The 22974-nt window shown below is 40.8% G+C and carries 25 protein-coding genes and 1 pseudogene; 8 read left to right on the top strand and 18 right to left on the bottom strand.

Annotated elements, in window-relative coordinates:
- From IYQ91_RS05840 to IYQ91_RS05820, 5 genes are all read left to right on the top strand, one after another.
- Nucleotides 1-326 (top strand): CHAP domain-containing protein (locus tag IYQ91_RS05840; protein ID WP_195673339.1); only part of this gene is annotated, 326 nt, incomplete at its 5' end.
- Nucleotides 327-382: 56 nt separating this feature from the next.
- Nucleotides 383-688, top strand: coding sequence for a hypothetical protein (locus IYQ91_RS05835; RefSeq protein WP_000162871.1), 306 nt, complete (start codon nucleotides 383-385; stop codon nucleotides 686-688).
- Nucleotides 675-1007 (top strand): type II toxin-antitoxin system PemK/MazF family toxin, encoded by a 333-nt coding sequence (locus IYQ91_RS05830; protein WP_002299685.1) that lies wholly within the window; start codon nucleotides 675-677, stop codon nucleotides 1005-1007. Before IYQ91_RS05835 ends, IYQ91_RS05830 begins: the two co-directional genes overlap by 14 nt.
- A 112-nt stretch (nucleotides 1008-1119) precedes the next feature.
- Entirely contained in the window at nucleotides 1120-1392 is a 273-nt protein-coding gene (locus IYQ91_RS05825; protein ID WP_004224179.1) for a helix-turn-helix domain-containing protein, read from the top strand.
- 54 nt (nucleotides 1393-1446) lie between these two features.
- A complete protein-coding gene (locus IYQ91_RS05820) occupies nucleotides 1447-2670 on the top strand; it encodes a site-specific integrase (RefSeq protein ID WP_062201041.1) in 1224 nt (407 codons plus the stop codon).
- 105 nt (nucleotides 2671-2775) lie between these two features.
- Here IYQ91_RS05820 and rpsI read toward each other — a convergent pair whose 3' ends face one another.
- The 11 genes from rpsI to pnp all read right to left on the bottom strand — a co-directional run bounded on the left by rpsI (nucleotide 2776) and on the right by pnp (nucleotide 12804).
- On the bottom strand, nucleotides 2776-3168 hold the full coding sequence (gene rpsI / locus IYQ91_RS05815) for a 30S ribosomal protein S9 (RefSeq protein ID WP_003035124.1): 393 nt from the start codon (nucleotides 3166-3168) through the stop codon (nucleotides 2776-2778).
- 19 nt (nucleotides 3169-3187) lie between these two features.
- Nucleotides 3188-3634, bottom strand: coding sequence for a 50S ribosomal protein L13 (gene rplM / locus IYQ91_RS05810; RefSeq protein WP_003026230.1), 447 nt, complete (start codon nucleotides 3632-3634; stop codon nucleotides 3188-3190).
- Between the two features lie 181 nt (nucleotides 3635-3815).
- Nucleotides 3816-4685: a DegV family protein gene (locus IYQ91_RS05805; protein WP_195673338.1), complete on the bottom strand. Its 870-nt coding sequence runs from the start codon at nucleotides 4683-4685 to the stop codon at nucleotides 3816-3818.
- Entirely contained in the window at nucleotides 4675-5199 is a 525-nt protein-coding gene (locus IYQ91_RS05800; protein WP_195673337.1) for an NYN domain-containing protein, read from the bottom strand. The genes IYQ91_RS05805 and IYQ91_RS05800 overlap by 11 nt, the downstream gene beginning before the upstream one ends.
- Nucleotides 5196-5924: a 23S rRNA (guanosine(2251)-2'-O)-methyltransferase RlmB gene (gene rlmB, locus IYQ91_RS05795; RefSeq protein ID WP_195673336.1), complete on the bottom strand. Its 729-nt coding sequence runs from the start codon at nucleotides 5922-5924 to the stop codon at nucleotides 5196-5198. The genes IYQ91_RS05800 and rlmB overlap by 4 nt, the downstream gene beginning before the upstream one ends.
- A 154-nt stretch (nucleotides 5925-6078) precedes the next feature.
- Nucleotides 6079-7209 (bottom strand): ABC transporter ATP-binding protein, encoded by a 1131-nt coding sequence (locus IYQ91_RS05790; protein ID WP_003035146.1) that lies wholly within the window; start codon nucleotides 7207-7209, stop codon nucleotides 6079-6081.
- A 110-nt stretch (nucleotides 7210-7319) separates the two neighbouring features.
- Complete coding sequence (locus IYQ91_RS05785) at nucleotides 7320-8192, bottom strand: helix-turn-helix domain-containing protein (RefSeq protein ID WP_195673335.1); 873 nt, start codon at nucleotides 8190-8192, stop codon at nucleotides 7320-7322.
- A complete protein-coding gene (locus IYQ91_RS05780; RefSeq protein WP_003026238.1) occupies nucleotides 8179-8583 on the bottom strand; it encodes a Mini-ribonuclease 3 in 405 nt (134 codons plus the stop codon). Before IYQ91_RS05780 ends, IYQ91_RS05785 begins: the two co-directional genes overlap by 14 nt.
- The gene (gene cysS, locus IYQ91_RS05775) at nucleotides 8576-9919 is read right to left on the bottom strand and encodes a cysteine--tRNA ligase (protein ID WP_195673334.1); all 1344 of its coding nucleotides are present in this window, start codon (nucleotides 9917-9919) and stop codon (nucleotides 8576-8578) included. Before cysS ends, IYQ91_RS05780 begins: the two co-directional genes overlap by 8 nt.
- A gap of 70 nt (nucleotides 9920-9989) precedes the next feature.
- Complete coding sequence (gene cysE / locus IYQ91_RS05770; protein ID WP_195673333.1) at nucleotides 9990-10574, bottom strand: serine O-acetyltransferase; 585 nt, start codon at nucleotides 10572-10574, stop codon at nucleotides 9990-9992.
- A 49-nt stretch (nucleotides 10575-10623) separates the two neighbouring features.
- Nucleotides 10624-12804, bottom strand: coding sequence for a polyribonucleotide nucleotidyltransferase (pnp, locus tag IYQ91_RS05765; protein WP_195673332.1), 2181 nt, complete (start codon nucleotides 12802-12804; stop codon nucleotides 10624-10626).
- Between the two features lie 448 nt (nucleotides 12805-13252).
- Between pnp and pepF the strand changes: the two genes are divergently transcribed.
- Nucleotides 13253-15052: an oligoendopeptidase F gene (gene pepF / locus IYQ91_RS05760; RefSeq protein ID WP_195673331.1), complete on the top strand. Its 1800-nt coding sequence runs from the start codon at nucleotides 13253-13255 to the stop codon at nucleotides 15050-15052.
- A gap of 227 nt (nucleotides 15053-15279) precedes the next feature.
- Here the strand turns inward: pepF and IYQ91_RS05755 are convergent, their stop codons facing one another.
- The 4 genes from IYQ91_RS05755 to IYQ91_RS05740 form a co-directional block, all read right to left on the bottom strand.
- On the bottom strand, nucleotides 15280-16326 hold the full coding sequence (locus IYQ91_RS05755) for an ArsR/SmtB family transcription factor (protein ID WP_195673330.1): 1047 nt from the start codon (nucleotides 16324-16326) through the stop codon (nucleotides 15280-15282).
- 65 nt (nucleotides 16327-16391) lie between these two features.
- Nucleotides 16392-17660 carry an MFS transporter gene (locus tag IYQ91_RS05750; RefSeq protein WP_195673329.1) on the bottom strand — a complete coding sequence of 423 codons (1269 nt, stop codon included), beginning with the start codon at nucleotides 17658-17660 and terminating at the stop codon, nucleotides 16392-16394.
- 192 nt (nucleotides 17661-17852) lie between these two features.
- Nucleotides 17853-18167, bottom strand: coding sequence for a thioredoxin (gene trxA, locus IYQ91_RS05745; RefSeq protein WP_195673343.1), 315 nt, complete (start codon nucleotides 18165-18167; stop codon nucleotides 17853-17855).
- A 15-nt stretch (nucleotides 18168-18182) separates the two neighbouring features.
- Nucleotides 18183-18404, bottom strand: a complete 222-nt coding sequence (locus tag IYQ91_RS05740) for a DUF4649 family protein (protein ID WP_195673328.1) — start codon at nucleotides 18402-18404, stop codon at nucleotides 18183-18185.
- A gap of 307 nt (nucleotides 18405-18711) precedes the next feature.
- On the opposite strand from IYQ91_RS05740, the pseudogene IYQ91_RS10005 reads away from it, so the two are divergent.
- Both IYQ91_RS10005 and IYQ91_RS10145 read left to right on the top strand, forming a co-directional pair.
- A pseudogene (locus IYQ91_RS10005) lies at nucleotides 18712-19093 on the top strand (transposase); the annotation flags it as partial.
- Nucleotides 19080-19214 (top strand): IS3 family transposase, encoded by a 135-nt coding sequence (locus IYQ91_RS10145; RefSeq protein WP_226997570.1) that lies wholly within the window; start codon nucleotides 19080-19082, stop codon nucleotides 19212-19214. The pseudogene IYQ91_RS10005 and the gene IYQ91_RS10145, both read left to right, overlap by 14 nt.
- Nucleotides 19215-19355: 141 nt before the next feature.
- Here the strand turns inward: IYQ91_RS10145 and argH are convergent, their stop codons facing one another.
- The 3 genes from argH to rpsO form a co-directional block, all read right to left on the bottom strand.
- Nucleotides 19356-20738, bottom strand: coding sequence for an argininosuccinate lyase (argH, locus tag IYQ91_RS05725; RefSeq protein WP_195673326.1), 1383 nt, complete (start codon nucleotides 20736-20738; stop codon nucleotides 19356-19358).
- A gap of 14 nt (nucleotides 20739-20752) precedes the next feature.
- The gene (locus IYQ91_RS05720; protein ID WP_126467647.1) at nucleotides 20753-21952 is read right to left on the bottom strand and encodes an argininosuccinate synthase; all 1200 of its coding nucleotides are present in this window, start codon (nucleotides 21950-21952) and stop codon (nucleotides 20753-20755) included.
- 741 nt (nucleotides 21953-22693) lie between these two features.
- Entirely contained in the window at nucleotides 22694-22963 is a 270-nt protein-coding gene (gene rpsO / locus IYQ91_RS05715; protein WP_003026255.1) for a 30S ribosomal protein S15, read from the bottom strand.
- Between the last annotated feature and the right edge of the window lie 11 nt (nucleotides 22964-22974).

Genomic DNA, 22974 nt, shown 5'->3' with positions numbered 1-22974 from the left:
CTTGGGGACAATGTACGTGGTTTGTCTATAATCGAGCCAAAGAGGTAGGCGTTAACTTTGACCCTTATATGGGCAATGGTGGGGATTGGAAGCAGAAAGCAGGCTACCAAACCACACATACACCAACAGAGCATAGTGCGATATCTTTCTCTCCTGGTCAGGCTGGTTCTGACCCAACCTATGGTCACGTAGTTTTCGTGGAGCAGGTCAAATCAGACGGGTCTATTCTCATTTCAGAAGCAAACGCTAAAGGACTTGGAGTTGTTTCTTACCGCACATTTGATAAAGCAACAGCTAACCAATTTACATACGTGATTGGGAAGTAAAAATTTGACAAAAAACTACATTTGTCGTACAATTGAAGTACAAAAGAGGTGATTGTATGACTAAAAAAATGTTTCAAAAGCGAGTAGATTCAGAATTACTAGATGAAGTATCGGTACTATACAAATCCTTAGGAACTTCTGTAGGTGACGCTTTCGTGATGTTCTTACAAAAATCAAAGGAGGTGAATGGATTGCCATTTGATTTAAGAAAACAAGTCCATGCTATTTCTGATAATCCTTTAGAAAGACTAGCTTTGGCAAACTCAAATGTTATCAAAGTGACTGCTTCTAATCCAGAAGCAATCGCAGATTTCTTTGATGAAGACTATCCAGAATACGAGGAAAGACATGGACAACTATAACCCATATGATATTCTGGTAGCAACTATCGCTTTTAGTGATGGGACAGGAGCTAAAAGACGTCCTGCTCTAGTCATTGCAAATAATGAAGAAGTTATCAGAACCTACCGTATCACTAGTCAGTATTCCCGTAAATCATCTTATATCCGTTCAAAATACTTTGAAATAAAAGAATGGGAAGAGGCAGGATTAGTGAAACCATCTTGGATTGATACCGTTCAACTTTATGATTTAGACGTAGAACTTGTTCAAGTTCGCTTAATCGGAAAGTTAACAGAAAATGACCAACAGAGATTTGAAAAATTTTTAAGAGAAAATTAAGATTATACGATTATATTATAAATAATCCTAAAACTTTTCTTTTTCATAATCTCCTTAAGGTAAGGGCTTTATAGCTCTTGCTTTTTTTTATTGCCTAAAAAGGGGGAAAACTATGCAAGTTATTTTACCAGAAGAACAAACAAAAGAAATTCAACTGTTTGTTGCAAATCTTATTAAAAATGAGATTGAAACCGTTAAAGAAGATTCAGGACAAATTAGTCCTTTTTTAAATAAAAAGCAGACCTGTCAGTATCTGGGAATTTCAAATAACACGCTGGATATCTGGATAAGAAAGGGAATGCCACATATTCGGATTGGAAAAACAATTCGATTTGATAAAGATAGTATCCGTAGATGGATGATACAACTGGAAAATCACTTTTGATTTCATTATAATAAAGTCAGGGTAATTTTCTAGCTCAGTAAAAAGGAGATTACTATGACAATTACAAAAACTTCAAATGGTTCTTATCGTTTAAAACTCTATGTTCCAACAGAAGCTAGACCTTCTTTGGGAATTTCAGGACATTACTACGATAAGCGTTTTAAAACAAAAAAGGAGGCTAAAGAAGCTGAATTACAAATTTTAATAGATATTAACACTATCCAAAAAGGGGGTGCATTACCACATCAAGCAATCAATGGCGATATTCTCTTCAAAGATTTTTATCATAATGTCTGGTGGGAAGCCTATAAAGCAGGTCAAACGACTTCAACAAATAAACCACCCACTCTTCCAACAGTTAACAATACAGAAACTGTTTTTAGATTACATATTTTACCAATATTTGGAAATTATTCCATTAAATTTTTAAATCAGAATAAAACGGTTGTTTTAAATTTGATGACTGCTAAAGCAAATGAATATGCCAATTTCAAGGTCATACGTAGTTATGTTAATTCTATTTTTGACTGGGCAGAGGAATTAGAATATATTGAAATGAATCGCCTATCTAAAACAATCAGTCGTATTAAGGCTACTAAAAAAATCAAATTACAAGAAGCTAAGCGTGATGAAGATTTATACCTTACTTTAAGTGAGTTACGGGAATGGTTTGAAATGTTCCAAGAGGACCTAGAAAACAAAAAATTGTCGCTTAAAGACTATGTTTTATTTTTTACAACTTTTATCTTAAACGACCGTAAATCGGAAAGCTATGCTTTACAGTGGAAACATATCTCCTTAGATATATCTGAAATTGGTTTAATTCAAGCCTTGGATAAATATAAGAAGCCTAAGTCTACTAAAGGAGAAAAGAAAACAATTTTTACTATTCCTCAAGAGTTAACTGTTCTCTTATATCAATGGAAAATTCAACAAAAAGCAGAATTAGCAAAATTTGGTATCATTCAAACTCCAGAACAATATGTCTTTACTTATATTGACACTAAAGGCAATGTGAATAGCCCTCTGCATGCAGATTACCTTAATAACAAGATGAAATCTGTAGAACGTCGCCATAAAAATCTTAGACATGCCACTCCTCACATGTTAAGGCATACTGGTGCTACTTTAGCTAAGAAGGCAGGAATGTCTCTGGAATCCATTTCAGAAGCTTTGACACATAGTGATTTGAGTACAACAAAGATTTATGTTAATACTTCAAATGTTGTTCCACTTAGTGCTGGCGAAACTGCTTACAGAGAGCTCAAAAATAAATAAGGTAAAAATAAGGTGAATTTTGAGGTGAGTTTTTCAAAAAGTACACGAAAAAACACCCAATGAGGTAAACATTGAGTGTCTGTAATCGTTGCTGTAAAGCTGTTCTTAACGTTTTGAGAATTGTGATGCTTTACGAGCTTTCTTAAGACCTGGTTTCTTACGTTCTACCATACGGGCATCACGTGTAAGAAGACCAGCGCGTTTGAGTGAGTCGCGGAAGTCTGGGTCTACTTGAAGAAGGGCACGGGCGATACCGTGACGGATAGCTCCTGCTTGACCAGCGTAGCCACCACCGAGAACGTTTACGAGAACATCGTATTGACCAACAGTTGAAGTAACTGCGAATGGTTGGTTGATGACAAGGCGAAGATCCGCGTGTGGGATATATTCTTCAACATCTTTTTTGTTTACAGTAATTTTACCAGTTCCTGGAACAAGGCGAACGCGTGCAACAGCGTTTTTACGGCGTCCAGTACCTGCATATTGTGCTTGTGACATAGCTTATTTGTTCCTTTCCTTAGATAAGTCCTGAAATATCAAGAACTTCTGGTTGTTGTGCAGCGTGCGTGTGTTCAGCGCCTACGAATACTTTCAATTTCATACCTTGAGCACGGCCAAGAGTATTATGTGGAAGCATACCTTTAACTGATTTCTCAATCAAACGAACAGCATTTTTAGAACGAAGTTCACCAGCAGTGATTGATTTCAATCCACCTGGGTACATTGAGTGAGTGTAGTAAACTTTATCAGTTGCCTTTTTACCAGTTAATTTTACTTTTTCAGCATTGATAACAATCACAAAGTCACCTGTATCAGTATGAGGTGTGAAAGTTGGTTTATTTTTTCCACGAAGCACGCTTGCTACAACAGCAGAAAGGCGTCCAAGAGGTACATCAGTAGCGTCTACCACGTACCATTTACGTTCAACTTCACCTGGCTTAGCCATGTATGTTGTTTTGTTCATGATTTCTCCTATATGAATATCGTTTTTGTTTACAAGGCGGATGTTCCGGTCCGCAAGTTATTTGGAAGGTTCCGGGGCCTTACAAATGGGGTAAACAATACCGTTTACTATCATACCAAATTTTAGGGGTAAAAGTCAATATATTTGATAAATTATTTATGAAAGAACGGTTTCATTTCGCTTAACCTTGATTTTCATGGGCAATACTGAATAGTCCCAAAGTTCCAGGACCCGTGTGAGTGGAAATGACTGGTCCTAATGGTAAAATTAAAACTTCATTGACTTGCTCAGAGGCAAGAAGCTGATTTTTTAAGACTTGAGCCACCTCTTGGCTGTCTGCTCCTGCATAGGCAATTACCACACGCGGATCGGCAATATCTTCCAAGGTCATGCGCACCACCTCAGTCTGAGCCTTTTTCTTCCCACGGACTTTAGCCACAGAATCCAGCCTTCCATCTCCCTTAACTGCAATTACTGGCTTAATATTGACTAAACTTCCCATAAGAGCTGCGGTCTTTGAAATTCGTCCGCCCCGCATGAGGTGATTTAAGTCATCTACCAGAAAATACGTTTTCACTTTTGGCACTAAAGATTTTATTAAGGCTACTACTTGTTCCAAACTTTGACCGGCAGCTTTCGCTTCCACCGCTTTCATCACCAGAATACCTTCTCCCATAGATGCCGCCTTGGTATCAATAATCCGGATAACCGCTTCTGGAAAATCTTCCAGAACCATATCCCGTGCCATAACCGCACTTTGGTAAGTTCCTGACAAGACTGAAGCAAACGCAATATAAAGAACGGGCATACCGATTTCAGCGTAACCACGAAATATATCTTCAAACTGACCAACATTGATTTGGCTAGTTGTTGGTTGACTGCCTGCTTCCATTTTAGAGAGGAGCTGCTCACTCGTCAGTTTCTTATCCCCGACCGTTTCATAAGTTGTCCCGTCCAACTGAATAGTCAAGCCAAGGATTTGAACATCATTTTCCAAAGCCCAGCTTTCTGGAAGGTCTGCGGTTGAATCCGTTAAAATTTTAAAAGTCATCTTTCTTTTTCTCCATCATTTTCTGTAAATCGCGCAAGGTTGGATTGTCCATAGGACGCAAAGGTGGTTTTCCCATTTGAAGCTGTTGACTCATTTGATTCAGATCCGACTTTGTAACAGCTACTCGTTTTTCTAGTTCACGAGCCGAAACACGCAAAGCCCCTTGAGCAAAGACAGTCCACTGCTCATTTAAGTCGCTCGTTACCACAGATACCTGATTTCTAGGATTGTTGAGATCAGTTGCCAAACGCTCAATGTAATCGTCTGCTGTTTCTTCTTCCTCAGTAAACACAACCGTAACATTGAATTCATCATAAGTCTGGCGAACTCCCGGCATATACTGCGCATCAAACACACAGATAATTTCCAACTGTTCAAAACTGGCGTAATTACTGAGTTTGTTAAGCAGAATGGTTCGTGCTGCATCTAATTCACCTTTGTTAAATAAAGAACGAGTCTCCTGCCAAAATGCTACCATATTATAGCCGTCTACTAATAAAATTTTTCGTTTCATAGGCGATTTCTAAATACTTCATACATGAGAATGGCTGCTGCCACACTGGCATTGAGGCTCTGAACATGTCCATTCATAGGAATGGTAATCATTTCATCTACTTGCTTTTTAATATTAGCAGAAATGCCCTTGCCTTCATTGCCGATAATCAGAGCTAATTTCCCTGCTGTATTCCACTTAGTCGAAGGGGTGCCATTCATATCTGTGCCAAAAATCCAAAAACCTGCATGTTTTAGTTTATCCAGAGCTTGGCTAAGATTGGTCACACGAGCAATGGGAATATGCTCCACCGCACCAGTAGAGGTCTTGGCGACGACCGGCGTAACACCAACTGCCCGATGCTTGGGAATAATGACGCCTGTAACATTTGTCGCGTCAGCTGTCCGCAGAATCGAGCCCAAATTATGTGGGTCTGTTAGACCATCTAAAATGAGCAAGAGAGGATTGTCTTCCTGAGTTGCCATTTTCAACATCGCCTCAAAATCCGTATAAGCAAATTCTGAAACACGCAAGACAAAGCCTTGATGAACGGCACCGCCTGTCATTTCTTGTAGTATTTTTTTTGTAGTCCAAGAAATGGAAACCTTTTTTTCTGCTGCCAAATCTTTCATCTTAGCGACATTTTTCCCACGTAGATCATCTTGAATATAGAGTTTATTTCCAGTATTGGCCATGAGAGCTTCCGTCACAGCATGTACACCGTATACAATATCGTTATTTTCCATGACTTTAGTATAACATAAAATTTAAAATGCTTCTTCTTATTTATAAATCACTTTACCGTTAAATCCAAATTTTCTTCTATAAAAAACGCAGGAGTCTTGCATCAAACAAGGCATCCTGCATTTTCTTATTAATTTATTCTAGAGGCGTTGTAAATTAGTAAACTGTCTTTTCTGTTTCTGGATCAAAGAAGTGTGCTTTGTTCAAGTCAAAGCCAAGGTCAATACCTGCTCCAGCTTTGAGGTAATCACGAGCATCTACTTTAGCAATAAATTCATTGTCAGCTACTTGGCAATACAAATGAGATTCCGAACCAAGCAATTCGGATACAGAGATTTTAGCATGTACTACTGAATCTGGGAAAGTTTCAAGGAACGCAGCTTCTGTATTGATGTCTTCTGGACGAATACCAAAAATGAGTTTCTTGCCTTCATAGCCTTTTTCACGAAGTACCTTCAAGGCACCTTCTGGTACTTTTAGAGAAAGGTCTTGTGCTACAATTTCATCACCTTTCAAAGTTACATTGATGAAGTTCATCGCTGGGCTTCCGATAAAGCCTGCAACAAATTTATTAACTGGGTTTTTGTAAACTTCTTGTGGGGTACCGATTTGTTCTATACGTCCAATTGTCCCCGTTCCTGAAGGATTCTTTGTTGCAGACATGATAACGATACGATCAGCCAAAGTCATTGCTTCTGTTTGGTCATGGGTAACATAGATAGTGGTTGCCCCAATACGACGGTGGATTTTAGCAATTTCTGCCCGCATAGATACCCGCAATTTCGCATCCAAATTAGAAAGCGGTTCATCCATAAGAAATACTTTTGCATCACGAACAATGGCACGTCCCATGGCTACACGTTGACGTTGACCACCTGAAAGGTCAGCTGGTTTACGATCTAAAAATTCTTTCAAGCCAAGAATCTCTGCTGCTTCATTTACACGTTTTTCAATATCATCCTTGCTGTATTTACGAAGTTTCAAACCAAAAGCCATATTGTCATGCACGGTCATGTGTGGATACAAAGCGTAGTTTTGGAAAACCATGGCAATGTCACGATCTTTTGGCGCAACATCATTGACCACGCGGCCATCAATTGAACATTCACCTTCCGTGATATCTTCAAGTCCAGCAATCATACGAAGTGTAGTAGATTTCCCACATCCTGAAGGACCAACGAAAACGATGAATTCCTTATCTTTTATATTCAAGTTGAAGTCTTCTACAGAGTAATGTTCGCTGTTTGGATATTTTTTGTAAATATTTTTTAAATTTAATTCTACCATAAAATGGAACTCCTTTGATGTTATGATTTTATTATATATGAAAACGCTTCATCATTCTATGGCAAAGTGAACAAAATAAAAAAAATGTTTTGTGCAAGGTGCACAAAACATTACACTAAATCATTGATGACAATCTGGTAACACAGGGTCAAATCTGTCAGGTCTTTCAGCTGTAAACCCGTCAATTCTTCCCATTTATCAATGTGATACTGTAAGGTGTTCCGATGAATATACAACTGCTGGGAAGCTTTTGTCACAACCGCCGTGTTTTCCCACAAAGCTGCAATAATATCAACGAGCTGATCCTGACTTTCAATCAATTGATGAAGTTTCTTCGTTAAAATTGGCAATATGAAATCCTTTTGACCAATCCCCCACAAAAAGAGGTGGGAAAAAGAATGCACATTGGAATGCTGAACCTGCTCCCACCACTTAGTAAAAAGGGCATTCTCTGCTTGAAATAGCTCAAAGTAGCTTTCTTCAAAAATTAGAGGCCAAATTTGCCCGATTTGAATCGTCAGAGTTAAGCTAAAGTCATATTCGATAGCCGATAAAGTATCACGGAGAACATCTTTTACAGGGACTAACTGCGTTTGATCCAGCACAAAGATGTAATCCTGATAGGATAGCTGAAAATCTGCTATTCTATTGGGCAGTATGGTTCGCATCATTTCCAACCAAGACCCAATCGTTTCATTTTCATAATGGAATAAATGACAATGAACGAACTGTATCTTTTGAATGTTTTGAGGCATTTTGCCACGGTTATGAACCAAATAATCATACCAAGGTCCACCATCAAATGCAGAGTCTTTCCCAGTCAGTAAAGAAATAAGTTCTTGCTCTCGCTCTGTCAGACTGCTTTTTTTTAATAACAACCATTGATTACTTGAAATGGAAATTGCCACTTCATCCTCTTTTGCATTTGGATTGGATTGAAGCCTCCCTTGAGGGAACCATTCTAAAAGATCAGTTTTTGTCATGATGTGCGCCCTCCACTCTCACAATACACCAATCAATCAGCTCTTCTAAACGCTTGATTTGATCGGTCATGTGTAAATATCCCAGAACGGCTTCAAAACCTGTCGACATGCGATAGGTTACAATATCTGCGTTTTTAGCTTTAGTATGGCTATTAGCATTGCGTCCACGCTTATAAATGTCTTCTTCCTTTTCTGTCAGAATTTTTTCTTCCAACATTTGAGAAATGAGGTTAGCTTGCGCACGAGCTGACACATACTTGGTTGCTTCTCTGTGAAGCTGGTTCGGTTTTGTCAAGCCTTGGAAAATCAAGTGACGACGGATATAAGTTGAGTAGATAGCATCGCCTTCAAAAGCCAAGGCAATACCATTTATAAGATTGACATCAATCACGGATCCACCTCACTCCGTCCTTGGTATCTAAAAGCTTGATCCCTTTAGCTGCCAATTCATCACGGATTTTATCAGCTATTGCAAAGTCCTTAGCAACACGCGCAGCTTGGCGCTGCTCAATCAAGGCTTCAATATCCGCATCCAGTACCTCTTCTGTAAAGACAATACCAAAAACTTGCAGAAGCTCAGCAAAAGCGCTTTTCACCTCTTGATTGTAATGACCGGAATTAATCCACTTAGCTAGTTCGAAAACGACTGTAATGCCATTTGCTGCATTGAAATCTTCATCCATAGCAGTGGTGAATTTATCCAGAAAAACCTGCAATTGTATCAGGTCAACCGTTCCCGTAAAGGGTTGCTCGTAAGTATTTTTCAGATATTTCAAATTCACTTCCGCATCGTGAACGGCTTTTTCTGTAAAATTGATAGGCTTGCGGTAGTGCTGAGTCGCAAAAAAGAAACGCAAGACTTGTCCGTCAATGGTTTTAAGGGCATCGTGGACGGTAATGAAGTTCCCCAGAGACTTAGACATTTTGACATCATCAATATTGACAAAGCCATTATGCATCCAGTAGTTGGCAAAGGTCTTTCCAGTTTTAGCTTCTGATTGAGCGATTTCATTAGTATGGTGCGGAAATTCTAAATCAGCTCCACCGCCATGAATATCAATCGTATCTCCCAGAATTTCTGTCGCCAGGACGGAACATTCGATATGCCAGCCTGGACGACCAGGTCCCCATGGGCTGTCCCAGAAAATCTCGCCCGGTTTAGCCGCCTTCCAGAGGGCAAAGTCCACTGGATTTTCCTTGCGGGTGGTCTCCTCATCTGTCCGACCAGAAGCGCCTAACTCTAAATCAGCCAAGGTTTTGTTGGCTAGTTTGGCATAATTGTGAGACTTTTCCACTCGGAAATAGACATCGCCTTCTGATTCATAGGCGTAGCCCTTATCCACCAAAGTCTGCACAAAATCAATGATGTCCATCATGTAGTCCACTACGCGCGGGTGCTGGGTAGCTGGTTGAACCCCCAGCGTCGTCACATCTTCCCGAAAAGCCGCAATGTACTTGTCTGCCACTTCCTGAGGTGTGATCCCCTCTTCCTTAGCTCGATTGATAATTTTATCATCCACATCGGTGAAATTAGAAATATAAGCCACCTCATACCCACGATACTCAAAATAGCGCCGAATCGTGTCAAAAGCAACGGTGGAGCGAGCATTGCCGACATGGATATAGTTATAAACGGTCGGCCCGCAGACATACATCTTGACCTTGCCCTCTTCCAGAGGGACAAATTTACGCAGACTGCGGGTCATAGTATCATAAATTTTGATCATATTCTAACTTCATTCTTTCTATTAAGTGGAAACTAACTTTTGGTTCAAGTGCTATTTTTGAGAATAGTATCTACAACTTAGATGAATAATAACTTTCTTCGCGGATTTCTTCTAAATTCTTGATCGTTGGAGCATCTTTTTGCCCGTGAACTCGGACAATTTTAGCTGGAATCCCAACAACAGTCACATCACTTGGCACATCTGCTACCACAACCGCACCCGCTCCGACTTTGGCATTTTCACCAATTTCAATCGGACCAATTAGCTGCGCATGAGCTGAAATAAGCGCACCTTGACGAACTGTCGGATGACGTTTCCCACAATCTTTCCCTGTGCCTCCAAGAGTGACACCATGATAGAGCATCACTCCTTTTTCTACAATGGCCGTCTCGCCAATCACTAAACCACTCCCGTGGTCAATAAAGACACCTAAAGCAATCTGTGCCCCCGGATGAATCTCAATCTGAGTCCAAAAGCGCCAAAATTGGCTATGCATCCGAGCTAAAAGTTTACATCCATGATTCCACAAAAAGTGAGAAAGTCGGTGAGCAGCCAAAGCCTTAATCCCAGGATAAGTCAACAGCACCTCAAGTGAGGAGCGAGCTGCCGGATCATTTTCTTTTACAATATCTATCGTCTCTTTCCACCAACCCATGATGACTCCTTTCTAGCTTTAGACTGAAGGCAAACACTTAGCAACCTGTCTAGTCTTGCGCCTTTTCTTCTTGAACAGCTTTATGCTCTTTATGCGTTTTATGATGATGTTTTTTCTCCTTATCCTCTTTAGGAGGGCGCGGAAGCAATGCTTTCATAGAAGCATCCACACGACCTTTTTCATCAATCTTGATGATTTTGACATCTACTTCATCACCAAGTTGTACCAAATCTTCAACCTTATTAGTACGCGTCCAAGCCATTTCTGAGATGTGCACCAAGGCATCTGTCTTGTCAAAGAGATTGACAAAAGCACCGAATTTCTCAATCCGAACCACTTTGGCATGATACACTTCATCTACTTTTGCTTCACGCACAAGAGCTGCAATGATTTCTTTGGCACGGTTAATCGCATCTTGATCGCTAGAGTAAATAGAAACATTTCCTTCTTCGTCAATGTCAATCTTGACACCTGTTTCTGCGATAATCTTGTCAATCGTTTCACCGCCTTTACCGATGACAATCTTAATTTTATCAACATCAATCTTGATTGTATCAATTTTTGGAGCGGTTGGAGCGAGTTCTGGACGAGGAGCTGGAATTGTACGTTCAATCAAATCTAAAATTTCAAAACGTGCTTTTTTAGCTTGAGCCAATGCTTCTTGCAAGATTTCAGCAGTAATTCCTTCAATCTTGATATCCATTTGAAGAGCAGTAATTCCTTCACGTGTACCGGCCACCTTGAAATCCATATCTCCGAAATGGTCTTCTAAGCCTTGAATATCTGTTAAAATCGTGTAGTTGCTACCATCTGAAATGAGCCCCATAGCGATTCCGGCTACAGGCGCTTTAATTGGTACCCCACCGGCCATGAGAGCAAGTGTCCCAGCACAAATCGAGGCTTGTGAAGATGAACCATTTGACTCAAGAACTTCTGCTACCAAACGGATAGCATAAGGGAAATCCTCTAGACTAGGGAGAACTTGCGCAAGTGCACGTTCACCAAGAGCTCCATGACCGATTTCCCGACGACCAGGTGCTCCATAGCGTCCCGTTTCTCCTACAGAATATTGTGGGAAATTATAATGATGCATAAAGCGTTTCTTGTATTCTGGATCAAGTCCGTCCACAATTTGCGTCTCACCCATTGGCGCCAAGGTCAAGACAGATAAAGCCTGCGTTTGCCCACGAGTAAAGAGACCAGAGCCATGCACTCGTGGCAGATAGTCAATTTCAGCATCCAATGGACGAATTTCATCTACCTTACGACCATCTGGACGAATCTTGTCCTCAGTAATTAAACGCCGTACTTCTGCATGCTCCATTTGCTCTAAAATTTCAACCACATCACGCATGATGCGGTCAAATTCTTCGTGGTCAGCATATTTTTCTTCGTAAAGGGCTATTACTTCGTCTTTGACTGCTTGCGTTGCGGCTTCACGAGCTAATTTTTCTTCTACCTGAACGGCTTTTTGAAGATCGGCATTATAGCCTGCTACAATTTCTGTTTGCAATTCTTCATCCACACGAAGAAGCTCAACTTCTGCTTTTTCTTTTCCAACTGCTGCCACGATTTCTTCTTGGAAAGCAATCAATTCCTTAACTGCTTCGTGACCTTTCAGAAGGGCCTCCAGCATCAGCTCTTCTGACAATTCTTTGGCACCAGACTCAACCATGTTAATTGCTTCTTTGGTTCCTGCAACAGTTAATTCCAGTAAAGAAGCTTCTTTTTGCTCTTGACTTGGATTGATAATCAATTCTCCATTGACATAGCCAACCTGCACACCAGCAATTGGACCGTTAAAAGGAATGTCTGAGATTGACAAAGCAAGAGATGAACCAAACATGGCTGCCATAGGCGCTGAAGCATCCGCATCATAAGAAAGAACCGTATTGATAACCTGCACTTCATTGCGGAAACCGTCCGCAAACATCGGACGAATCGGACGGTCAATCAAGCGAGCTGTCAAAGTCGCATCTGTCGAAGGACGACCTTCACGTTTGTTAAATCCACCAGGGTATTTCCCAGCTGCATACATCTTTTCTTCATAATTGACTTGAAGTGGGAAGAAATCACCAGTCGCCATTTTCTTTGACATGACGGCTGCTGTCAAAACAGTGCTTTCACCATAGCGCACCACTACGCTGCCGTTTGCCTGTTTTGCCACTTGACCTGTTTCAACTACCAAGTCTTTACCAGCAAAAGTAGTTTTAAATACTTGCTTTGTCATATATATTCCTCTTTGAGCTTATGCTCAATTTCTAATTTTTTTATACGTCTTGCCTACAAAGATCAAGATACAAAGCATTAAAATTGATTGATACTTAGTACCTAATCAGTTTACGCTAATCGCTAAACGCCTTGCTAAGTCAAAGCCTCTTGCCAAATAGTATTGATTTAACAAGTTCCTGTCGCAAATCTCGTTAAACGCTCACAATATTCATCTGCTGTACTTTTGAAATAAACAAGGATTGTCCCTAATAAGCCTTTAAATCCTCATCTTTGTATCAAGCACGTATAAACCTTATTTTATCATATTTTCAACCAAAAGAAAAAGCCTTAAAACAGCTTTTTACCAAGAATTTTTGAGAATTTAGCGATAATTTTTGAAATGCTGTCTATTTATTGTGTTTTTCTGCTATACTAGAAGAAAGTTAATGACAAGGAGAAATAGATTTATGGTTGAACAAAAACAACGTTCTGAATTTCCAGAAAATGAGCTTTGGGACTTAACAGCCCTCTATCAAGACCGAGAGGATTTCTTGCGGGCGATTGAAAAAACACGCGAGGACATCAATCACTTCACACGTGATTATAAGGATAACCTCCATACTTTCGAGGATTTTGAAAAGGCTTTTGCTGAATTGGAGCAAATCTACATTCAAAGAAGCCATATCGGCAACTACAGCTTTATGCCGCAAACAACGGACTACGGTGATGAAAGCTTTGCACAGATTGCGCAAGCTGGAACAGATTTTGAAACAGAAGCCAGCGTTGCGCTTAGCTTCTTTGACGCAGCTTTGGTGAATGCCGATGAAAAAATACTCGACCGTCTCGGACAACTGCCGCATTTGACTGCTGCAATTCGTCAAGCAAAAATTCAAAAAGCTCACTATTTAGGTGCTGATGTCGAAAAGGCTCTGACAAATCTCAGTGAAGTTTTTTACAGCCCACAAGACATTTACACCAAAATGAGGGCAGGTGATTTTGCAATGGAGCATTTTGAAGTAGACGGAAAAGTTTATAAGAATAGCTTTATCAGCTACGAAAATTTCTACCAAAATCACGAAAATGCTCAAGTCCGTGAAAAGTCTTTCCGTTCTTTCTCAGCTGGACTTCGCAAACATCAACATACTGCTGCTGCAGCTTATCTGGCTCAAGTGAAATCTGAAAAGCTGATTGCTGATATGCGGGGATATGACTCTGTCTTTGACTATCTTTTGGCTGAGCAAGAGGTAGACCGTTCTATGTTTGACCGGCAAATTGACCTCATCATGACTGAATTTGCACCTGTTGCACAAAAGTTCCTCAAACACGTGGCTAAAATCAACGGTCTTGAAAAAATGACCTTTGCAGATTGGAAATTGGACTTGGATAGCGCACTCAATCCTGATGTCACTATTGACGACGCTTACGAACTAGTAATGAAATCCGTTGCTCCGCTTGGAGAAGAATACACGCGCGAAATTGCCAATTATCAAAAAGAGCGCTGGGTGGATTTTGCAGCTAATGCCGGCAAGGACTCCGGAGGCTATGCAACTGATCCTTATCGTGTGCACCCTTATGTGCTCATGAGCTGGACGGGTCGTATGAGTGATGTATATACTCTGATTCATGAAATTGGTCACTCTGGTCAATTTATCTTCTCAGACAACAGCCAAAGCTACTTTAATACCCACATGTCAACTTATTATGTAGAAGCTCCTTCTACTTTTAATGAGCTGCTGCTTAGTGACTATTTAGAGCATCAATTTGACAATCCACGCCAAAAACGCTTTGCTCTTGCGCATCGCTTAACTGACACCTACTTCCATAACTTCATCACTCACCTCCTAGAAGCGGCTTTCCAACGCCGTGTTTACAATCTGATTGAAGCAGGCGAAACTTTTGGTGCGGCTAAACTGAACAGTATTATGAAAGAAATTCTGACCGAATTCTGGGGTGATGCGGTGGAAATTGATGACGATGCTGCGCTCACTTGGATGCGGCAAAGTCACTATTACATGGGACTGTATAGTTATACCTATTCTGCAGGTCTCGTTATTTCAACTGCTGGTTATCTTCATTTGAAAAATTCTGAAAATGGAGCCCGCGATTGGCTCAACTTCCTCAAATCCGGTGGAAGCAAAACACCTCTTGAATCTGCTCGCATCATTGGTGCGGATATTTCTACTGATCAACCACTCCGTGATACCATCCAATTCTTGTCAGACACAGTTGATCAGATTATTGCATACAGCGAAGAATTGGAAGAATAACAGAAACTATTCAAAAGGGAGTGGGACAAAAATCGGTAATTTCGAAGAAATTTGATTTTGTCGTCCCACCCCCGCACAGTTGAGTAGGGCTGTAAAGGTTGATTTATCAACCGCATAGAGCCCACTCAACCACTGCGACTTGCAAGAAATTCATAAAAATCGACGAGGTTAAGGACTTTTGTCCCAGCCTCTTTTTTCGTCCGTAACTAATCCAAAGGTCTTTATCTTCATTTTTCCTCCAAGCCAAAGTCACTCGTCAACTTGGCAATGATTTCTCTGAGTAAACTTTTATTTACATCATATTTTACATCTTTATGGTCACGGTTAAAAAGCAGGAGTTTTGCATTGATGAGCTTTTGAGTATGAAAAGAAACCGCTGCTCCAGTAATATCTAACTCTTCAGCAATTCGTTTGCTCTTTGCATACGGTTTAGCTAATTCTACCATAACATTATAGCGTGTGCTATCACTAAGTACCTTGAGAACTGCAGCAAACGTATCCATATCCAGTTCTTTTCCACTTTTAAGTAGTTGATCAATGCGACAAGAAACGATAAAATAATGACTCTCTTTCGGTTCTGTTTCACTGAAGTAAGATGCAAACTGCACCACCCATGGACTGACAACATAAAGCCTAATAAATTGATTTTCTTTAAAATTCCAATCAAAATGAGATAGACTAGCAGACTCTGCAATGGTATCCTCCAATGAAAAGGATGCCGCATAAGCTCTACGTTCAGCAGCACTTCTTTCCAAGTAAGGCTGGTAAAGCGAAATAAGTTCCCGAGACAATTCTATTAACTCTTTCATAGCTTCAAGTGGCTTCCGATAAAATTGACTGAAATACCACTTAGTTTCTGATTTAATAGATGATGCTTCTAAATAATCCCAAAAATCTCCACTTTTAGCCATGTGCTCAGGACCTGTGTTTAAGAGACCTTTTAACTGTTCTCTTATCGCTTCGGCATCTAGCTGCAAACAGTAGGCATGTACCGCTTCAACAGATTTGGGCGTCAGCCCCTTATCTACCATCTCCAAATAGCAACTTTGTAGCAAGGTGATTCCATAACCAGTCAAATAATAAGTTTCCATTTGTTCCTTATAAGGTTGAAACAAAAGGCGAAGCTCCTCCATCACAGGAAGAACATCTTTAAAAAGCTCACGCTCTTTGCCGCTAAAACCTTCGATAGTCTCTCTTCTATCCTGTATCAGAGTAGATAGAGAAAACTGCTCCATTAAATCACTTGCTTGTTCTGAATACTGTACTTCCACCATTATCTTTACTCCTTCTTTAGTGTTATCTTATCAAATTCATCCTAACAAGTAAACTGTTTAGAAAGCTATTGCATCACGTGTTTAGCATTTTTTCTGGGCACTTTCAGTGTATAAAAGAATAAAATTGATGATAATATTAAAAATAAGAAAGCAATTTGGGCTGATGACAAGAACGTCACTAAAACTGCTACCAGCATTTGACAAAGAACTAAACCTAATGTGGAAAAACTACTAATCCCCGCACTGATTGTCGCCAAATGCTTCTCAGGAAGCGATGAAATGACAAAAGCATTCATCTTCGGCTGAAAAATGCCTACGATAATCATTGTCAAAAAATTCACCAAGAAAATAATATAAATACTGTGGAGTAAAAAACCAATAAAGAGAGCAGGAGGCATGAATACGGAAATCTTCAGCAAAAACTCCATACTTACTTTTTTTAATAAGGTCGTTACCAAAACACTCCCCAAAATATTTCCTATCAAAGTTACAACTGTAACGGTTGCTATAGTTGTGGCTGGATTGATAAATGCAAAACTGGGATTTTCTTTCATATTTAGGAGGAGCAGCGCATTTTCTGCTGCAAACACAGCATTTAAACCAGCAATAGTGAAAATAGAAGTCTTTAAGATGGAGATATTCTGAACAGTTTGATAAGATTGCTGCAAACTATTCCATGTATTTTTAATAAAATGTCTCTCTTCCTCACGATTCTCAACAGAAGAATGAATTGGATTATCTTTGAGCAGATTATTTAAACTGGGACGAAGTATCAGCATTATCAAAGCACTAACTACAAAAGTTCCAGCATTAAAAAATGCGAGGTGTTGATAACTCATCAGCCCAGCTAAAATTGCTCCACTGGATTGAAAGAGAATCTTTAGGATAGAGCTTGCTCCTTGACGAAAGGCATACATGGCTTCACGATCTTCCATTGGAATAATACGAAGGCTGAGTGGTATATGCAAAGCATCTTCATATTGACCAGCTAGATCAGATAAAAGATTGACCAATACAGCTAAAATCACTACCCATAAAGCTGGCTGAAAGCCCATAGCCAGACCAATGAGCAGATACAGTCCTGTCCGAAACAGAAGCGTCACCAAAATCATATCTACTTTCTTCTTAGTACGATCGCCCCACATGCCCATGAAAATCATCGTCAGAAAAGGCAAACTTTCAGATAAAGTCACTAAAGAGATTGCAAATTTTGCTTCTGGCAATAGCAAAACATAATTCATTAAAGCCAAATAATAGAGTACATCTCCAAAATTAGACAACATATCCGAGATGAAAGTTCCCATAAACAGTTTATTTTGCAATATTCGTTTCATTTCATATCCACTTTCTTTTTATTAAATGATTGCTTAATTTTTGTTAAACATAATTATACGCTTAATTTTAAACAAGTCAATACTTTATTTTGAGTTTTATTAGAATCCTCAAGAATCTCTTTTAAGTATCCTAGTGACTAAAAGTTTTCAGGCACCTAAAAATCCGCTTAAAAACTAAGCGGATTTTATGCTTTATCCTAATTCTGTCATGATTTGCTTGATTTGTGCTGCTGTATGTACCCCGGCGACTTGTTTCACAACCTGGCCGTCCTTTTTAAATAAGAGAGTCGGGATACTCATAATACCAAATTGTCGTGCGGTATTTGGATTTTCATCAACGTCTATCTTCACAATTTTCAATTCATCTTCTGGAATTTCTGCAGAAAGTTTTTCCAAAATAGGAGCTTGCATGCGACAAGGACCGCACCAAGTTGCCCAAAAGTCAATAAGAACAAGACCGTCCTTTGTTTCTGCTTCAAATGTTGCATCAGTAATAGCTTTTGTCATCATTTTACCTCACTTTTATTTGTATTGATTTAAATCTTGCTTCATTAGATAAAAGAAAACATCACCGTAAGTCCCTTGGTAATCCAATTCTTGTCCATTAACAAGCAGCTTTTGAACTGGATAATAATCTGCCACATTGATCAAGCAGGCTTGCTGCGATTGCTCAAATTCTTGATAGCTTTCAAACGTTATAACCCTCTCTTGCTTACTAGCATCTAAATAAGTGATTTCAATCATGATCATTCTCCTTTTTACCGTTCGATTACATTTGTAATTTATTTTTGCAAATGTATTGTATCAATAGCTGTTACAATAGTCAAGGGATATGCTTAAGGACAATATTAGTTATCTCTCTATCTAGCCAACTAAAAAGTTAAGAACTGGAAACATGCTACCAATTGTATTAACGGTATATTCTAACAAACTTGTTAAAGAATCATGTCATTCAAAACTAATAAGAAAAGACTATTCCAAAGTGATATACTCCCCATATAGTAGACAGTGAAAAAAACAAATTCACTAAAAACTAGAGGGGCGTTTTCCTATGTCCAAAAGAAGTCCAAAGTCAGTTGAAGAGAAATTGGAGGTTGTCCTGCTGTATCTAGAACAAGGGAAGTCAATAGCTTGTCTGTATAGGAAGTATGAGGTTCTATCATTGGATTCGTAAATACAAACAAGATGGAATTGATGGTCTAGTAAGTCGAACTTGGAAGAAACACAATCAAAAGCTGAAAGAACAGACTGTCTTAGACTATCTCAACGGTTTAGGAAGTCTGGATAACATTATCGAAAAGTATCATATTTCTGATAAAAGTGTTCTTAAACGTTAGATAAACCAATATACTGGTGGTAAAAATTTAAAAGCTACTAATAAAGAAATATCACGTATGAAAGAGAGACATAAGACAAGATTTGAAGAACGGGTGCTACGATTTGAAGAAGTACAAGACCTTTAAGGAGTTAGTCACTGATATTGATGACTACATCCATTTTTACAATCATGAACGTTTTCAAGAGTGCAACAACAGCCTTGCCCTCTTGAAATGAGGAACAAGGCCGTTGCCTAATCTTTTATGATTTCATTGTCCACTTGACAGGGAGCAAATCAACTTGATTCCAAGCCTTTTTGCGATAATCATCTTGCTTATGACTCTAATGATAATTTGATAATATCCCTTCCTGTTTGATTTATGACTGGAGTTCTTGTCTGGCTCTGTCCAGCTCCAGACGGATTTGCTCAAATCCTGTACCACCTAGGGAGTTTCGTCTTTGGACAGCTATATGGGATTCCAGAGCCTGATAGATATCTGGCTCGATTAAGACAGATACTTCTTGATAGCGTTCTAGTGGGATGTCCTGCAGATAGATGTCGGACTTGCTGCATTCCAGGACCAATTTGCCAACGACCTCATGGGCTTCTCGGAAAGGTAAGCCTTTCTTGGCCAGATAGTCTGCCAGCTCGGTCGCATTGGAGAAGTCCTGCTGGGTGGATGCCAGCATGCGCTGGCTGTTGACTGTCATACTGGCCAGCATACCCGCCATGATATCCAGAGACTTCTGGATGGTATCTACCGTGTCAAACATGCCCTCCTTGTCCTCCTGCAGATCTTTATTATAGGCCAAGGGCAGGGATTTCATGACTGTCAAAAGGCTGATAAGATGACCGTAGACTCGGCCGCTCTTCCCCCGAATCAGCTCAGCCATATCGGGATTTTTCTTTTGCGGCATGATGGAGGAGCCGGTGCTGAAGGTATCCGACAGGCTGACAAAGCCGTATTCATAGCTGCACCAGTTGATCAGCTCCTCACAGAACCGGGACAGGTGCATGATGAGAATACTGCTGTTGGACAGAAATTCCAGGATAAAGTCTCGGTCGCTGACCGCATCCAGGGAATTATGATAGATGCCCTCAAAGCCCATGAGCTCAGCTGTCCGCTCCCGATTGATAGGAAAGGTCGTGCCGGCCAAGGCCGCTGCTCCCAGGGGAGACAGGTTCGTATGCTGGAGATTAAAGGCCAGGCGCTGGCTGTCCCGGCTGAACATATGATAGTAAGCCAGGAGATGATGGGCGAAGCTAATAGGCTGGGCATGCTGCAGGTGGGTATAGCCCGGCATGACCGTCTCCACATGCTCCTCGGCCAAGTCCAGCAGGACCTGGCGCAGATGGAGGAGCTTGCCTCCGATCTGCTGGAGCTGGTCCTTGAGGTAGAGGTGCATGTCAGTCGCCACCTGGTCATTACGAGAGCGGGCTGTATGGAGTTTGCCGGCCACTGGACCGATTTTTTCGGTCAGCAGGGCCTCCATGTTCATATGGATGTCTTCATTAATCACATCAAAGCTGATCTGTCCCGCCTCGTATTCCTCCAAGAGCTGGGTCAGGCCGGCCTGGATGGTCTGGGCTTCGTCTGCGTCAATAATCCCGGTCTCTCCCAGCATCTGGACATGGGCCAGACTGCCCTTGAGATCATAGGGGGCCAGGCGGTAGTCAAAGCCGATACTGGCTCCAAATTCCTCTACCCAGCCTTCCAAAGAAGCCTCAAAACGGCCGCCCCATAATTTGTGATTTGCCATAGCTGCCTCCCATTCTAGTCTTGCTTGTGGGCCTGGACTTCGGCATGCACCTTGGATGGCAGGCCCCAGAGCTTGATAAAGCCGATAGCCGCGTCCTGGTCAAAGGTATCCGCACTGGTATAGGTGGCCAGGCTTTCATCATAGAGGGAATTGTCCGACTTGCGGGCCACGACGGTGGCAGAGCCCTTATAGAGCTTGACCTTTGCCGTCCCATTGACCAGCTGCTGGGTTGATTTGAGATAGGCGATCAGGGCTTCTGTCGCTGGATTGAACCAGAGTCCATTGTAGATGAACTGGGAGAGCTCCTGCTCGATCAAGGGCTTAAAGTGAGCCAGCTCTCGGACCATGGTCAGATCTTCGATTTCCTTATGGGCAGCCAGCAGAGTCACAGCTCCCGGACACTCGTAGACTTCTCGGGACTTGATACCGACCAGACGGTTCTCCACATGGTCGATTCGGCCGACCCCGTGCTTGCCTGCCAGGTCATTGAGCTCCAAGATCAAGTCTGCCAGCTTAAAGGCCTGACCGTTGAGGGCGACTGGCACTCCTGCCTTAAAGTCAATCTCAACAAATTCTGGACTGTCAGGAGCATCTTCTGGAGCCACTGTCAGGTCGTAGGCATCTTCCGGGGCGATGTTCCAAGGATTTTCCAGCACACCACATTCATTAGCCCGGCCCCAGAGATTTTGGTCCACTGAGTAGGGACTGTCCAGATCAGCTGGAATAGGCACTCCATTTTCCTTAGCATAGGTGATTTCTTCTTCCCGAGACCACTTCCACTCTCGGACGGGTGCGATGACCTTGATCTGGGGGTCTAGCGAAGCGATAGCCACTTCAAAGCGGACCTGGTCATTGCCCTTGCCGGTACAGCCGTGGGCAATGGTGGTTGCTCCAGTCTGATGGGCAATTTCGACTAGTTTCTTGGAGATGAGCGGTCGGCTAAGGGCGGACACCAGAGGGTATTTTTGTTCGTAGAAAGTGTGTCCTTGCAGGGCAACCAAGACATAGTCTTCCGCAAATTCATCCTTGACATCAATGACGTGGGATTCGATAGCGCCGACCTTGAGGGCCTTGTCATGAATAAAATCCAGATCATTGCCTTCTCCTACATCCATACAGACCGCGATGACATCATAGTCCTTGCTCAGCCAGGTAATGGCGACAGATGTATCCAAACCACCCGAATATGCTAAAATGACTTTTTCCTTGACCATACGATTACCTCTTCCTTCTTCATATTTTTTTATTTTTATACATTCTACTGTATGAAAATACTTATGTCAAGAGAAATTCTAATATTTATTCAAATAAAATAATTTTATCGATTTTTATTCATAAACATTATATTATAAGCTAGATATAGAGAAAACAAAAGGAGTCAATCAAGACTCTCTATTGTACTCGATAAAAAACATCTGGATGATTGGAAATACTTTGTGTAATGATAAAGCGGTCCTGACTGATATCAGTTGGATCCGTTCCATTAACAGCAAGGAATGGTCTTTTGTTTGCATATATTTAACTAAACATGACCTAAAAGTATTGAGAATTTGAAAAAGCACCCTCAAAGCGAGAGTGCTAATTGGAGCTCGGGCTAAATCCTAGTGAAAAAGATGAAACTTATTGTGTTCATCGAACACTGCGTTATTTCTCTATTTTCATACGGATTTTTATGCCTTTAGCATCAGGATTTATCTTGTAATTTAAAACGGCTCTGTTACTAGACAGCAAGTCGCAGATTATACTTGGGTATATCAAGACGAGCTAACAACGTAGCAGACCGTTTTAAATACAAAAGACCTCCCTATAACAGAGAAGCCTTATGTATGACAAGATATGCTCAACTGAACACGACCTAAAAGCGGCGAAAAAAAGATAGATTTTCTGGTGTGCATTGCACACTGCGGCAATCTCCTATTTTCTTCTTGCTTTCTTAACGGTCTTTGTATCTTAAATTAACGACGAAGTCCGAGTGAGTTGATCAATTCACGGTAACGGTTAACATCGTTCTTACGCAAGTAGGCAAGAAGGTTACGACGGCGACCGATTTTTTTCATCAAACCACGGTAAGTAGCGTGGTCTTTTTTGTGTACCTTGATGTGTTCGTTGAGGTGATTGATTTCCCAAGTAAGAACAGCTACTTGTACTTCAACTGAACCTGTATCACCTTCGTGACGTGCATATTGTGCAATAATTTCATTTTTTTTCTCTTTTGAGATTGCCATGATAGACTCCT

It is taken from the genome of Streptococcus sp. HF-2466 (assembly GCF_015594645.1).
GTDB classification, from domain to species: domain Bacteria; phylum Bacillota; class Bacilli; order Lactobacillales; family Streptococcaceae; genus Streptococcus; species Streptococcus anginosus.
Note: the sequence above shows the minus strand (reverse complement) of the source record. Positions and strands in the feature narration are given on the sequence as shown.